Source organism: Sulfitobacter sp. THAF37 (genome assembly GCF_009363555.1).
GTDB lineage: Bacteria > Pseudomonadota > Alphaproteobacteria > Rhodobacterales > Rhodobacteraceae > Sulfitobacter.
The window spans coordinates 1,420,998-1,435,000 of the sequence record NZ_CP045372.1 but is presented as its reverse complement, the minus strand read 5'-3'; the positions used below and the strand labels follow the sequence as shown (position 1 = coordinate 1,435,000).

The window sequence follows — 14,003 nt, the reverse complement described above, 5'->3', positions numbered from 1 at the left end:
CCAAGCGGGATCGAGACTCACCCCGTTTGCGCGAACATTCTCGGTCGTGATTCCGCGATTCACGCCCGAGTCGGGGGCGAGTCACCGGGTTCGACTGCGGATTCGGGGTAAGCCGACCCGGCGATTCACGTAAATCCCCGCCGTGAATCGCCACTTGCCGCCTGGGATTCTTCGAATATCGCCTAAAGAGGGAGCGGAAAGCGCGATTAAGTGGCGAAATCGATCCCGGATTCGCGGCTCTGGCTAAGCCGAAGTGGAACAGACCACCGGTTCACCCGCGGGCAGTGCGCGTTTTGGCTGCAAACGGCAGCCTCAGGGCAAGCAGCCCCAGAATTACGGCCATGTAGATCAGCGGCTCCAGTTGAATTCCCTTCACGAGCCAGACGTAGTGAATGCCGCCGAGTATCACGGCCAGGTACGTCAGCTTGTGCAGTTGGCGCCATTTCGGACCCAGCTTGCGCACGGACCAGTTGTTCGACGTTGCCGCGAGCGGCAGCAGCACGATGAACGCCGCCATGCCGATCGTGATATAGGGACGCTTGATGATGTCTTCGACCACCCGGGACAGCGCCTGCACGTCCAGAAACGCCCAAGTCAGCAGATGCAATGTAACGTAGGTAAAGGCCAGAAGACCGATGGCCCTGCGGAACCGGAGAAGATTCAGGCCGAGAAAGCGGCGCAGAGGTGTGATGCACAAACCAGCGATAAGAAGCTGAAGCGCGATTTCGCCAAACTCATGCTCCAGCGACTTGACCGGGTCGGCGCCCAGATCCCCAGTCACCCCTTTGTAAAAGAGCCAGATCGCGGGGACCAGCAGCACACTATATACAACCCACGTCGGGATGCGACGGGCGGCGCCGTTAAAGCGGTCGATGAAGCCGTTCATCGGAGCATGCCCCTGCCTGCCTTTGTCGGCAAATACGGCGCGTCGGTCGGATTGCCCGCACCGCGTTGTACTGCGCAGAACCGCATCAGAAATTCTGGACCAGGTCCATGCCTTCGTACAGGCTGGCAACTTCGTCACCGTAGCCGTTGAACATCAGCGTATCCTTGCGGCCAGCGAACAGGCCGCCGCCCAGCGGGCGTTCTGTCGCTTGCGACCAGCGCGGGTGGCTCACCTCGGGGTTCACGTTGCTGTAGAACCCGTATTCGCGCGGATTGGCCTTGTTCCAGGCGGTCGGCGGTTCGCTGTCGGTCAGCGTGATCCGCACGATCGACTTGATCGACTTGAACCCGTACTTCCACGGCACGACCAGGCGCAACGGTGCGCCGTTCTGATTTGGAATGTCCTTGCCGTAAATGCCGGTCGCCATGATGGTCAGCGGATGCATCGCCTCGTCCAGGCGAAGCCCCTCGACATAGGGCCAATCCAGGACCGGAAAGCTTACGCCCGGCATCTCGTCAGGGCGTAGCGCCGTCTCGAAGGCGACATATTTGGCGCCGGACTGAACCCCGGCCATGTCGAGCAGGTCGGCAAGTTCGAAACCGTTCCACGGCACCACCATCGACCAGGCCTCGACACAGCGGAACCGATAGATCCGTTCCTCAATCGTCATCGCCTTCATGATGTCTTCAAAGGCGTAATCGCCCGGCTTGTCGACAAGACCGTCGATCTTGACCGACCAGGGTTCGGTCGTCAGCGCATCGGCATAACGGGCCGGATCACCCTTGCCGGTGCCGAATTCGTAGTAGTTGTTGTAATTGGTGATGTCTTCGAAGCTGTTGGGCTCAAGCGCGTCCTGCGCCATGGCCCGGCTGCCCCCCATACCGGCCAGCCCCATGCCCGCGACCGCACCCGCCATCAGCTGTCTGCGGTTCAGATATACGGCCTCCGGGGTGACGTCGTTTTCCTTCAGCGTATTGATCCAGCGATGGGCCATCGGGGCCTCCTCCTCTTACTCCGTTGCACAAGAGGTAGGGTTGCAGAGCCGCAATACCAAAGACTTTCGCATTACATTTCACCCAGAACACCAGATTGTCAGCCCCCGTCCGCGCGGCACCGGCCTGCCCGAAGGCCAGAGGCGCAGAGGTCGCGGTAAGGTCACCGCCTGTGAACCCGCTTTGCCGTCAGGTCGGCCGTGAGACAGAAAAAAAGCCGCCGCGGCGACCTTTTGAACCTCGCGGAACCCCGGTCAGGAGTTTCCAACTGAAGAATGGAAGGTCTCAAACGACTGAGTGCAGAAACACGCGGCTTTCTCGCCGCCCTCCTGCCCCGTCACCGACTGAAAAGGCCGGGAAAACCCCGGCCTTTTTCGCTTGCATATATATAGCGCGGCTCAATGCACCGTGGCGTCGTCCGGCTTGGGCCGGTTGCTGGCGGCAACCCGGTCCCCGATAATCAGCCCATCGGCGCCCGCGGTGACGGTGATCCTGTCGCCGTCCCGCACGTCGCCTGCCAGGATCATCTCTGCCAGCGGATCCTGAAGTGTGCGCTGGATCACCCGCTTGAGCGGCCGGGCCCCGAACACCGGGTCATACCCTTCGTCGCCCAACCACTTCTTCGCCCCATCGTCGAGGTCGAGCACGATCTTGCGTCCGGCAAGCCGCTTGAGCAGGCGCTGAAGCTGCACATCGACGATCCCGGTCATGTTTTCCCGGCTCAGCCGGTCGAAAATGATCGTCTCGTCCAGCCGGTTCAGGAACTCGGGGCGGAAGTGCGCCCGCACGGCATCCATCACGTCACGCTTGGCCCGTGCCATGTCGCCACCCTCGGGCAGCTGGCTCAATGCCTGCGCACCCAGGTTCGACGTCAGGACGATCAGTGTCTGCTTGAAATCGACCCTATGACCCTGCCCGTCTGTCAGAACCCCGTCGTCCAGCACCTGAAGCAGCACGTTGAACACATCGGGATGCGCTTTTTCGACCTCGTCGAACAGCACGACCTGATAAGGCCTGCGCCGCACCGCTTCGGTCAGGACGCCACCCTCGTCATATCCGACATACCCCGGAGGGGCGCCGATCAGCCGCGCGACAGAGTGCTTTTCCATGAATTCGGACATGTCGATGCGCACCATGGCGTTGTCATCGTCAAAGAGGAACTCCGCCACCGCCTTGGTCAGCTCGGTCTTGCCCACACCGGTCGGCCCCAGGAACAGGAAGCTGCCCAGCGGGCGGTTCTCGTCATTCAGACCGGCCCGTGCACGGCGCACGGCATTTGCCACCGCTTTGACAGCGGAATCCTGTCCGATCACGCGGGCGTGCAGCTGATCCTCCATGCGCAGCAGCTTGTCCCGCTCGCCCTCCAGCATCTTGCCTGCGGGCACGCCGGTCCAGCGTTCGACCACGCTTGCGATCTGCTCGGGGCGCACCGCCTCTTCGACCATCATGCCGTCCTCGCGGGATTCAGCGGCCTCAAGATCCTTCTCAAGCTGTGGGATCACACCATAGGACAATTCACCCGCACGGGCGAGATTGCCCTCGCGCTTGGCAATGTCCAGATCCGCGCGGGCACGGTCCAGCTTTTCCTTGATGTCGCGGGCACCGGCCAGCTTGTCACGCTCGGCCTGCCAGGCGGCGGTCATCTCCGATGCCCGCTCCTGCAGCTCGGACAGATCCTTCTGAAGGGTTGCCAGCCGGTCCTTGGACGCCTGATCGTCCTCCAGCTTGAGCGCCTCTTCCTCGATTTGAAGCTGCAGGACCTGGCGGTCGAGCGCGTCCAGCTCCTCGGGCTTGCTGTCAACTTCCATGCGCAGCCGGCTGGCGGCTTCGTCCATCAGGTCAATCGCCTTGTCCGGCAGGAACCGGTCGGTGATGTAACGGTTGCTGAGCGTCGCCGCTGCCACAAGAGCGGAGTCGCTGATCCGCACCCCGTGGTGCAGCTCGTACTTTTCCTTGATGCCCCGCAGGATGGACACGGTATCCTCGACCGTCGGCTCCTGCACCATGACAGGCTGAAACCGGCGGGCAAGTGCCGCGTCTTTCTCCACGTACTTGCGATATTCGTCCAACGTCGTGGCGCCCACGCAATGCAGCTCACCGCGCGCCAGCGCAGGTTTCAGCAGGTTGGATGCGTCCATCGCGCCATCCGTCTTGCCGGCCCCCACAAGCGTGTGCATCTCATCTATGAACAGGATGATTTCGCCCGCGGCCTCGGTCACTTCGGTCAGCACGGCCTTGAGCCGCTCCTCGAATTCGCCACGATATTTCGCCCCGGCAATCAGCGCGCCCATATCCAGCGCGAGCAACCGCTTGTTGCGCAGGCTTTCAGGCACGTCGCCATCGACGATACGCAGGGCAAGACCTTCGGCAATCGCCGTCTTGCCGACGCCGGGTTCACCGATCAGGACCGGGTTGTTCTTTGTACGACGGGACAGCACCTGCATGGCGCGGCGGATTTCCTCATCGCGCCCGATGATCGGGTCGATGCGGCCTTCCTCGGCGCGGGCGGTCAGATCCGTGCTGTACTTCTTCAAGGCTTCATAGCCGTCCTCGGCACTTGCCGTGTCCGCCGTGCGCCCTTTGCGTACATCGTTAATAGCGCCGTTCAACGCCTGCGCCGACACCTGCCCGGCTTCCAGTGCGGATTTGGCCGCAGATTTGACCATGCACAGCGCCATCAGCAACCGCTCGACCGGAACGAAACTGTCGCCCGCCTTCTTGGCCAGCGCCTCTGCCTCGGCCAGCACCTTGGCTGTGGAATTGTCCAGATACACCTGTGCCGCATCCCCCGTCACCTTGGGCAGCTTACCCAACGCCAGCGCAAGGTTTTCGGTCACGCGACGGATATCGCCGCCCGCAGCCGAAATCAGATTGGCTGCAAAGCCCTGATCGTCATCAAGCAGTGCCGTCAGTACATGTTCGGGAGCCAGCCGTTGGTGGCTTTCGCGAATGGCTATCGTTTGCGCAGCCTGGATGAAGCCGCGCGATCTTTCCGTGAACTTGCTAAAGTCCATGGGTCTCTCCTTTTGCAAAGCGTCCGTGGGCGGATACACCCGGCTTGGCGGCATGCATCCTGTCGGACCTCGATCTGGATTTGGGGAGCAGGCCGCTGAAATCAAGAGCCTGACGTCATATTAAGTTCGCGCAGGGCCACTACATGTTGTGGCTTCGGCGGACGCTGCCCACAACCTGAACGCGTTGAGATTGCAGAAGAAACGTCCGGTTATCACCACTTTAGATATCTGCAACAAAAAAGTTATGCACAATTATTTTACTGTTATTAAAGGATAAATCCTGTTTATTAACAGAAAGCGGTGAGAAAGATGAAACCATTTCGCAACACAATCGTTTATACCTTTAGAAAATAAGACGTCATGCGATAGTGATCATGAACCCACGAGGTAACCATCATGCAGAATACCAGTATTCAGTTGTCAGACGTGATCTATAATCCTGCGGAGCAGACCTTCGAGGCGCTGGTCACAGTGACCCGCGATGGCAAAAGCCGGAAATATCCCTGCGCCATCAGCGCCCCGATCACCATGAGCTTCGAACAGGCAGCCAAAGGGCTTCGCACGCAGGCCGAACGCCGCGACGACAGGGGTACGGGAATGTACTCCGAGAGGGTCCGTCGCGCCGCCAAACAGCGTGCCGGTCGGCCAAGCTTCGACCCGCGGCGTTGGCTGGAAAGCCTGATAGCCCTCCCCGGCAACCGCGCCGCCTGACCTACCGAATGAGTTTTCGCGCATCACCTGCCTGACCGCGCGAATTGTGGGGTGCCGCTGCTATTCTGTCCCGTAGCCGCCCCACCATCAGAGACGAATGCCTGCCTGCACTGTCTCTGACACACTGACCCGGATCGCGCACAAGCGGATCCGGGTCTTTTTTTGCCGGAATACACTGGCGCCTATTGTATCGCCGCGTTTTCACTGGACAGGCTGCGCTGAAACCGTCTACGTCCCAGGCGTTTGCCCGCGCCAGCCAAGGATCCCAGATGACCGATGACCGCCTGATCGTTGCCCTTGATGTTCCCGATGCCCTTTCGGGGCTGTCCCTTGCGGAAAAGCTGGGGGATGCAGTCAGTTTCTACAAGATCGGCCTGGGCATGCTGACGGGTGGCGGTTTCGCGCTGGCCAATGAACTCAAGCAGGAGCATGGCAAGCGCATCTTTCTCGACATGAAGCTCTTTGACATCGGGGCCACGGTCGAGGCGGCAGTGCGCGGCCTGGCCCAGTTCGACCTTGATTTCCTGACCGTGCATGGCGACCCCTACGTCGTGTCCGCCGCGCGCGCGGGTGTGGGCCAGCGCGAGACCAAGATCCTCGCCGTTACCATACTCACATCTCTGGACCGCGCCGATCTGGACGGCGCCCTGATCCGCGACGGGACCATCGCCGACCTTGTCCAGACCCGCGCTGCGCATGCCTTTGAGGCCGGGGCGGATGGCATCATATGTTCCCCGCACGAGGCGGCCATGGTCCGCGCCCTGCCCGAAGCGGCGGGCAAGCTGATCGTTACCCCCGGCGTTCGGCCCGTGGGCAGTGCCGCAGGGGATCAGAAACGCATCATGACACCTGCCCAGGCCATCGCGGCGGGGGCAGACCACGTGGTTGTCGGTCGCCCGGTATGGCAGGCGCCCGACCCCCGGCAGGCAACAGAGGACATTCTGGCGGAGATGCGCAGCCCACAGGTGGTGCGGCCAAACGCCCTGCGGTGAAGTGAAACGCCGCCTGGCCCGCCCAGAATTCAACCACAGACTGTAACATAAATGACAACAAGGGCGTTCTGATCGGCGGGGTCAGGAATTCCCGACTAGGTGGAAATGGCGAGGTAGTGTTAACCTTTTGCCAGGTGATACTCCCCGACGAACTGGTTCTTCCTGAAGTTCGTCAACTCCCCCCGCTTCAGACAGCGGGGGGCTTTCTTGCAAAAACGCATGGCGATTCAGACCTCATCTCTTCTGCCGGGATTGAGGAACAAGCGAAGCCGGGCCTGAAACGCCGGCACCGCTTTGGGGTGCATCAGGAATTCTTCGGGTGTCATCAGGGTCCAGCACTGACCTTCATCGCCAAACACGATGTCCTCGGCAATCCGTGACGGCTGCTCCGCGACGAAGAACCACTTGACCCGGCCATCCTCGGTGAACCGCTGCTGCCATGTGACCGCCTCTTCGGGCACCTGCAGGCCCAGTTCCTCGCGACATTCACGCAAGGCACAGGCCAGCGGCCCTTCCGCGCCTTCCCGCCCCCCTCCGGGCAGATCCCAATACCCCGCAAAGGGCAGTTCGGGGATGTCATCCCGCAGGATCACGGCCAGTTTCCCGCCGATGAACAGGGCGAGCTTGGCACCGTCAAAGGCGTCTTCGTGCCCCATGTTCTTTCCTTCGCACGAACGCTACATTGCCTACATAACCCTTTTGTCGTGTGTGCCAAGATGGCGAGCCTCTGTCGTGACTGTCTGAAAGAACTGCCTGCCGTGGCGCGCTGCACCGCCTGCGGCAGCCCGCGCGTCCTGACCCACCCCGAGTTGATGGAACTGACCATCGCCCACATGGATTGCGACGCCTTCTACGCCTCGGTGGAGAAGCGAGACAACCCGGCGCTGGCGGGCAAGCCCGTGATCATCGGCGGCGGACGGCGCGGCGTCGTCTCTACCGCGTGCTACGTGGCGCGCATCCGGGGCGTGCGATCTGCCATGCCGATGTTCAAGGCACTTCAGCTGTGTCCCGAGGCGGTGATCATAAAGCCCCGGATGGCAGCCTATGTCGAAGCCTCGCGCGCCATCCGCGAGATGATGCAGGATCTGACCCCGGCCATCGAACCCCTCTCGCTGGACGAGGCGTTTCTGGACATGACAGGCACCACTCGGCTGCACGGTGCGGCACCCGCCATGATGCTGGCGCGGCTGGTGCGGCGCATGAAAACCGAGCTGGGGCTGACCGGCTCCATCGGGTTGAGCCACAACAAGTTTCTGGCCAAGATCGCTTCGGACATCGACAAACCGCATGGCTTTTCCGTAATCGGGCGGGCCGAGACCGGCGCCTTTCTGCGGGACAAGCCCGTCAGCATGATCTGGGGCGTCGGGGCGGTGACGCAGGCGGCGCTGGAAAAGGCTGGCGTGCGCACCTTTTCGGATCTCCTGCGCTGGGAAAAGGACGACCTGATCCTGCGTTTCGGCGGCATGGGCGAACGGCTGTGGCATCTGGCGCGCGGGCAGGATCGCCGCCGCGTGTCCGCGCATGAGCCGGTCAAATCGATCTCCAAGGAGACGACTTTCGGGGAGGATACGGGCGATGCCGATATCCTCGACGGTCATATCTGGCGCCTGTCGGTGCAGGTGGCGGACCGGGCCAAGGCCAAGGGGATGGCCGGACGTATCGTGACGCTGAAACTGAAGCACGCGAATTTCAAGACGGTCACGCGCCGGGTGTCCCTGCCGGATCACACTCAGCTTGCCGATCGCATCTACCGTCAGGCCCACGCCCTGTTCGTCCAACTGGACGATCCCGGTCCCTTCCGGCTGATTGGCGTCGGCATTTCGGATCTCGGCACACCCGATGGTGCGGACCTGGCGGGCGATCTGCTGGACCCGCAGGCCGGACAGCGCAGCCGCGCGGAAAGAGCCACCGACAGCATCCGGCGCCGCTTCGGGGAAAAGGCCATCGTCAAGGGGCGGGCGCTACGCTGACGTGCAGCCGCTGGCCACGGCACAGGCAAGCTAATTGAATTAACACCCCACGCACCGCCTATGCGGGCGCCCTTTGCGCCGGACTGCGATTCGCCTTGCACCAACCCGAACACAGCCTGTCCGACCGCCGCAAATCTGCGCGTTTGTCCCGACGCGCACCATGCCTGATCCCTCTTGACAGATAACCGTACATACAAGTACGGATAACAAAGCGTACACATAAATACGGAAATACGATGACCTCTACCCTGACCCGCCCATTGTTGATGTTGTCTCTGCTCCTGTGCGGGGCGCTCTTCGGCTTCTTCTATGCTTGGGTCTGCTCGACGATGTGGGGCCTGGATCAGGCGGACCCGCGGGTTGCCATCTCGGCGATGCAGGCCATGAACGCCTCCGTGCGAAACGCGGTTTTCGCGCCCGCCTTTTTTGGAACGCCTGTGGCGCTGGCGATCACCACGCTGTGCCTGTTTTCGTCAGCGCAGCGAACCGCCGCGTATTGGACCCTGGCCACCACCCTGTTGGTGGTATTTCCCGGTGTTCTTCTGACGATGGCCGTTAACGTGCCGATGAACGAGGCTCTCGGTGCGCTCAGCGTTCCCGAAGATATCGAGGATGCCCGCCGAATCTGGCAGGAATACTCCGCCGACTGGCAATTCTGGAATCAGGCACGCACCGTGGCGACAGGGCTCGGGCTGCTCTGCCTTGGCATGGCCTTTCTGGCCGAAAAGAAGGTAAGCAGCTATTCCGCCGCGAGCGGCTGACGCCCCTGACCGATCTGCGCAATTTCGCGCACCACCTGCTGCAACGCCCCGCGCACGGCTTCGAAATCGCCATTGGGCCGGATCAGCGCCTCGTTCATATAAACCGAACGGTCGATTTCCACCTGAACGGCATGCTGCCCGCGCGACGGACGTCCATAGGCCTGAGTGATATAGGCCCCGGCAAAGGGGGTGTTTCTGGTCACGACAAAGCCAGCTGCCGCAAAGGCCGCTTCGATGCGATCCACCACCTCAGCGGTCGCCGAGGCACCAAAACGGTCGCCCAGCACAACGTCCGGACGGCGCATGCCGGACCGCGCCACACCATCCATCGCCTCGTGCGGCATGGAATGGCAATCCAGCAGCACCGCCTGCCCGTGCCGCCGGTGCGCGGTGTCCAACAGCTTTTGCAGCATGTCGTGATACGGCTGCCAATACCTGTCGATGCGACGCTGCGCTTCTTCCAGCGTGATCTTGCCACGATAGATCGCCCGCCCATTCGCCACCACGCGCGGCACCACGCCAAGGCCGGACGCCACCCGCGGGTTGTGCCCCTGTCGGCGCACCCCTTCGATCAGGGCCGGATCCAGTTCATCGGACGACCGATTCAGATCGACAAAGGCCCGAGGCGCGCCAGCCTTTATGAAAGCGGCACCGAAACGCGGGGCACTGTCAAACAGCATGTCGACGAAAGCATCCTCGGAAGACCGGATCGCGTGTTCGTCCAGCACTGTATTGCGCAGAAAGGACCAGGGGTAATCCCGCCCCGAGTGGGGCGAGGCAAAGACCACACAGGACCGGTTGCGCTCAGGGTGCAGAACTTCATAGGCGGACTTTGGCATGGCGGCCCCTTTCGGTTCGAACATAGCGCAGAAAATTGAGATGCCAAAAGCCCTTGATCATGGCTCCGACTCCTTTTATAGCACCCCTCACGGCGCGGGTTTTCGCGCCCCATTTTGTTTGGGGCCGTGTTTATCCCGTGTTTCAGTGTGGGTGATTAGCTCAGCGGTAGAGCACTTCGTTGACATCGAAGGGGTCACTGGTTCGATCCCAGTATCGCCCACCACCGAAATTCACCGGCCGGACGCCCAGGCGTGTCTGGCTGCCCGCAACCCGGCGCTGGTTCGCGCCAGACAGAAAGATGGAGGTGGACATGAAAGTTCGCAACTCGCTCCGCTCGCTCAAGAACCGGCACCGTGATTGCCGCGTTGTGCGTCGCAAAGGCCGCGTTTACGTGATCAACAAGACGCAGCGCCGGTTCAAAGCCCGCCAGGGCTGAACTTTGCCAGCAATTGCTGTTCAAGGCTGTCCTCCGGGGCAGCCTTTTTCTTTTGGGGTCAGCACAGCCTGGGGCGCACCTCGTAACGCGGAATCCTGTCGTCGGGTCCGTCCGGGTCCGGACCGGGCACCGCCAGCCACCTCTCGTCCGGCGCAAGCCGGAGCGTCTGGCACAGGCTCCTCGACGCCGTCTCGATGGCTTCGGGATCTTCCAATACCCGCCGCAGGTCGATCACATGGCCCTGACGCCGACTCAACCCTTTCACCCGAAAGGTCAGCGGCGCCTCAAGGTTGAAAAAGCGCGTATCAGGGCCAAAGAGACGCTTCTCACCCTGCCATTCCCGCCCTGCGGCAATGGAGACCTCGAATTCGCCCGGCGGCACCAGAACGCGGAAAAATTCCCCACCCCGCGCATAGGCCGCCAATACCGCGGCATCTTCGTTTACCGGTGTCAGCATCAGCAGGTAGTCCAACCCGGGGTGCGTGCGCAGCTGCAGCGGAAACACCGCAGGCAAGCCAGAGCGGTTCCACATCAGCCCCGGTTCCGGCGTCGCGCGGGAGGGCGTTGCCAGGACGGCCAGCAGCCAGGCCAGGACAATCAGGAGATAGGTCAGATTTCGACGCAACGGCATGGCCATCGGATGTCTCACAGCTGGTTCAGCAGCGTCGCCCCGGCCTTGCCACCGGGGCGACAAGGAATAGGGTGCCAGAAAAGCTGCAAACAGAAAAGGCCACCACATGAAAACCTATACCCCCCCAGAGGTCTGGACCCAGGACGAAGCCAGCGGCGGGCGCTTCGCGTCGATCAACCGCCCGATCGCGGGGCCGACCCATGACAAGGAACTGCCCGTCGGCAAACATCCCTTCCAGCTCTACTCACTTGCCACGCCCAACGGGGTAAAGGTGACTGTCCTGTTCGAGGAACTGCTTGCCGCAGGGCACCAGGGCGCGGAATATGACGCCTGGATCATCGACATTTCCGAAGGCAATCAATTCGGCTCCGGCTTTGTCGAGGCTAACCCGAATTCCAAGATTCCGGCATTGATGGATCACTCCGGCGACGCGCCGCAGCGCGTCTTCGAATCGGCGTCGATCATGATGCACCTGGCGGAAAAATTCGGTGCATTCATCCCCGAGACCCCTTCGGACCGGACCGAGATGTTCAGCTGGCTGTTCTGGCAAATGGGCAGCGCGCCCTACCTCGGTGGCGGGTTCGGCCATTTCTACGCCTATGCGCCCGAGAAATGGAAATACCCCATCGACCGCTTCACGATGGAAACCAAGCGCCAGCTTGACGTGCTGGACCGGCATCTGGCGGACAAGGACTGGATGGCGGGCAGCTATTCCATTGCCGACATGGCAATCTGGGCGTGGTATGGCCAACTCGTGCTGGGGCGTCTCTACGATGCCGGAACCTTCCTTGACGTGAAGTCCTACAAGAACGTCCTGCGCTGGGCAGAGGCCATCGACGCCCGTCCGGCGGTCAAGCGGGGCCGCATGGTCAACCGTGCTTTCGGCGACGATCTGTCGATGCAACTGCGCGAGCGGCACGATGCGAGCGACTTTGAAACCCGGACGCAGGACAAGCTGCAGGACAACGAAGGCTAGGTTCGGCTGCACAGGGTCCGGGGCGCGCCGCGCCTCAGACCCGCCTGCCCCGGCCCACCTGGCGGCAGATCAGGATCACGGGCAGCAGCCCCATCGCTACGATCACAAGGCTGGGCACCGCCGCGCCACCCAGCCGTTCGTCGCTTGCCAGCCGATAGGCCTGTACCGCAAGGGTATCGTAGTTGAACGGCCGCATGATCAGCGTCGCGGGCAGCTCTTTCATGACATCGACAAAGACGATCAGGAGCGCGGTCAGCAAGCTGGGCGCGAGGATCGGCAGATGAACCCGGCGCAGCGTGCCCATCGGCCCTTCGCCCAATGACCGCGCGGCGGCGTCCATATTGGCATGAACCATCGCCTGTCCGCCTTCGTAGGCGCCAAGCGCCGCCGCCATGAAACGCACCATGTAGGCCGCCACCAGCAGCCAGATCGACCCCGTTATCAGCAACCCGGTAGAGATGTTGAAAGTCGCGCGCATCCAGGCGTCCAGCGCGTTGTCGAAGGCGGCGAAGGGCACCATCAGCCCTACCGCGATCACCCCGCCCGGCACCGCGTAGCCCAGCCGCGCCACATAGGCTGCCCCGCGTGACAACCGTCCGGGCCGCAGCCTGCGAAAGAACCCCACGCAGACCGCACCGATCACCGTGACCACGGCCGCCACACCCGCAAGCGTGACGGAGTTCCGCATGAAACCCAGATAGCGGGGGCTCAACAGGTCCTGCTCGGCCCCCAGGCCCATCGTGAACAGGATGATGACCGGCAACACCGCGCCAAAGATGACCGGAATGCCACAAAGCAAGAGCGCCGCGATTCCCGCAAAGCCCTGCAGTCTGATCGGGGGCATGCTGGGGGCGCGTTTCGCGGGGTCATGGTATTTGGCCTTGCCCCGCTGAACCCGCTCAAGCATCGCCAGCAACAGGGCAACCGACAGCAGGCACAGCGCCAGCTGCGCCGCCCCCGCCCGGTCATACAGAGAGAACCAGGAGGTATAGATGCCGGTGGCAAAGGTCTGTACGCCGAAATAGGCGACAGTGCCGAAATCCGCGATGGTTTCCATCACCGCCAGCAGGACACCCCCCGCAATCGCGGGGCGCGCCAGCGGAAGGCTGACCTTGAAGAACGCCGCAAAGGCAGAAGACCCCAGCGCCCGCGCCGCAAGGAAGGTCGTCCCGCTCTGCTGGAGGAACGCCGCCCGGGCCAGCAGATAGACATAGGGGTACAGCACCAGAATCAGCATGATCGCTGCCCCGCCCAACGAGCGGACATCAGGAAACCAGTAGTCCCGCGGCCCCCATCCGGTCACGTCGCGCAGCATGCTTTGCACGATCCCGGGGTGATCCAGGATATAGGTATATGCGTAGGCCAGCACATAGGCCGGAAAGGCCAGTGGCAGAACCAGCAGGATCTCGAACAGACGCACCCCGGGAAAGCGGGTCATCGTCACCAGCCAGGCCGCGCCGACCCCAACGGCAAAGGTGCCCGCTGCAACCAGCACGACCAGTTTGAAGGTCGTCCAGGTATAGCCCCCCAGCACCGTCGAGATGAGGTGCCGCACTGTGTCCGTCCCTCCGCTGAGCGCCGCGATCAGCACTGCGATCATCGGCAAGGCACAGGTCACGGCGACAAACACCGCAGCGACGGCCAAGCTTCGCGTTCGGTCCGTCTGGGCGGCGTGCTTTTGCAGGGTCAGAGCTGTCGTCTGGGTCATGCCCCTATTTCGATGATTTCAGTCAGGATTGCCAGACCCAGCCAGTCTTCAGACCGGAACAATTCAACGCACCCCCGGGTTCATCT

General features: G+C 62.2%; 13 protein-coding genes and 1 tRNA gene. 7 read left to right on the top strand and 7 right to left on the bottom strand.

The window, feature by feature from the left end; translation table 11 throughout:
• Positions 1 to 271: 271 nt before the first annotated feature.
• From msrQ to clpB, 3 genes are all read right to left on the bottom strand, one after another.
• Positions 272 to 886 (bottom strand): protein-methionine-sulfoxide reductase heme-binding subunit MsrQ, encoded by a 615-nt coding sequence (gene msrQ / locus FIU94_RS07115; protein WP_152465122.1) that lies wholly within the window; start codon positions 884 to 886, stop codon positions 272 to 274.
• Positions 887 to 971: 85 nt separating this feature from the next.
• The gene (gene msrP / locus FIU94_RS07110) at positions 972 to 1,880 is read right to left on the bottom strand and encodes a protein-methionine-sulfoxide reductase catalytic subunit MsrP (RefSeq protein ID WP_152465121.1); all 909 of its coding nucleotides are present in this window, start codon (positions 1,878 to 1,880) and stop codon (positions 972 to 974) included.
• A gap of 396 nt (positions 1,881 to 2,276) precedes the next feature.
• The gene (clpB, locus tag FIU94_RS07105; protein ID WP_152465120.1) at positions 2,277 to 4,892 is read right to left on the bottom strand and encodes an ATP-dependent chaperone ClpB; all 2,616 of its coding nucleotides are present in this window, start codon (positions 4,890 to 4,892) and stop codon (positions 2,277 to 2,279) included.
• Positions 4,893 to 5,288: 396 nt separating this feature from the next.
• Here clpB and FIU94_RS07100 point away from each other — a divergent pair, with 396 nt between their 5' ends.
• Both FIU94_RS07100 and pyrF read left to right on the top strand, forming a co-directional pair.
• Positions 5,289 to 5,603 (top strand): orotidine 5-phosphate decarboxylase, encoded by a 315-nt coding sequence (locus FIU94_RS07100; protein ID WP_152465119.1) that lies wholly within the window; start codon positions 5,289 to 5,291, stop codon positions 5,601 to 5,603.
• Positions 5,604 to 5,872: 269 nt separating this feature from the next.
• Entirely contained in the window at positions 5,873 to 6,595 is a 723-nt protein-coding gene (pyrF, locus tag FIU94_RS07095) for an orotidine-5'-phosphate decarboxylase (protein ID WP_152465118.1), read from the top strand.
• Between the two features lie 227 nt (positions 6,596 to 6,822).
• Here pyrF and FIU94_RS07090 read toward each other — a convergent pair whose 3' ends face one another.
• The gene (locus FIU94_RS07090; protein WP_152465117.1) at positions 6,823 to 7,251 is read right to left on the bottom strand and encodes an NUDIX hydrolase; all 429 of its coding nucleotides are present in this window, start codon (positions 7,249 to 7,251) and stop codon (positions 6,823 to 6,825) included.
• 60 nt (positions 7,252 to 7,311) lie between these two features.
• Here FIU94_RS07090 and FIU94_RS07085 point away from each other — a divergent pair, with 60 nt between their 5' ends.
• Entirely contained in the window at positions 7,312 to 8,565 is a 1,254-nt protein-coding gene (locus FIU94_RS07085) for a DNA polymerase IV (protein ID WP_152465116.1), read from the top strand.
• A 236-nt stretch (positions 8,566 to 8,801) separates the two neighbouring features.
• Positions 8,802 to 9,326, top strand: coding sequence for a DUF1772 domain-containing protein (locus FIU94_RS07080; RefSeq protein WP_152465115.1), 525 nt, complete (start codon positions 8,802 to 8,804; stop codon positions 9,324 to 9,326).
• Here the strand turns inward: FIU94_RS07080 and FIU94_RS07075 are convergent.
• Entirely contained in the window at positions 9,305 to 10,165 is an 861-nt protein-coding gene (locus FIU94_RS07075; protein WP_152465114.1) for an N-formylglutamate amidohydrolase, read from the bottom strand. The two genes, FIU94_RS07080 and FIU94_RS07075, sit on opposite strands and share 22 nt — an antisense overlap.
• A 149-nt stretch (positions 10,166 to 10,314) precedes the next feature.
• Between FIU94_RS07075 and FIU94_RS07070 the strand changes: the two genes are divergently transcribed.
• Positions 10,315 to 10,389 (top strand) — tRNA-Val (locus FIU94_RS07070).
• A gap of 87 nt (positions 10,390 to 10,476) precedes the next feature.
• Positions 10,477 to 10,602 carry a type B 50S ribosomal protein L36 gene (gene ykgO, locus FIU94_RS07065; RefSeq protein WP_005850168.1) on the top strand — a complete coding sequence of 42 codons (126 nt, stop codon included), beginning with the start codon at positions 10,477 to 10,479 and terminating at the stop codon, positions 10,600 to 10,602.
• Between the two features lie 58 nt (positions 10,603 to 10,660).
• On the opposite strand, the gene FIU94_RS07060 is transcribed toward ykgO, so the two are convergent.
• Positions 10,661 to 11,239: a hypothetical protein gene (locus FIU94_RS07060; protein ID WP_152465113.1), complete on the bottom strand. Its 579-nt coding sequence runs from the start codon at positions 11,237 to 11,239 to the stop codon at positions 10,661 to 10,663.
• A 100-nt stretch (positions 11,240 to 11,339) separates the two neighbouring features.
• Between FIU94_RS07060 and yghU the strand changes: the two genes are divergently transcribed.
• A complete protein-coding gene (gene yghU, locus FIU94_RS07055; RefSeq protein ID WP_152465112.1) occupies positions 11,340 to 12,209 on the top strand; it encodes a glutathione-dependent disulfide-bond oxidoreductase in 870 nt (289 codons plus the stop codon).
• A gap of 34 nt (positions 12,210 to 12,243) precedes the next feature.
• Here yghU and FIU94_RS07050 read toward each other — a convergent pair whose 3' ends face one another.
• Entirely contained in the window at positions 12,244 to 13,917 is a 1,674-nt protein-coding gene (locus tag FIU94_RS07050; RefSeq protein ID WP_152465111.1) for an iron ABC transporter permease, read from the bottom strand.
• Positions 13,918 to 14,003 lie beyond the last annotated feature (86 nt).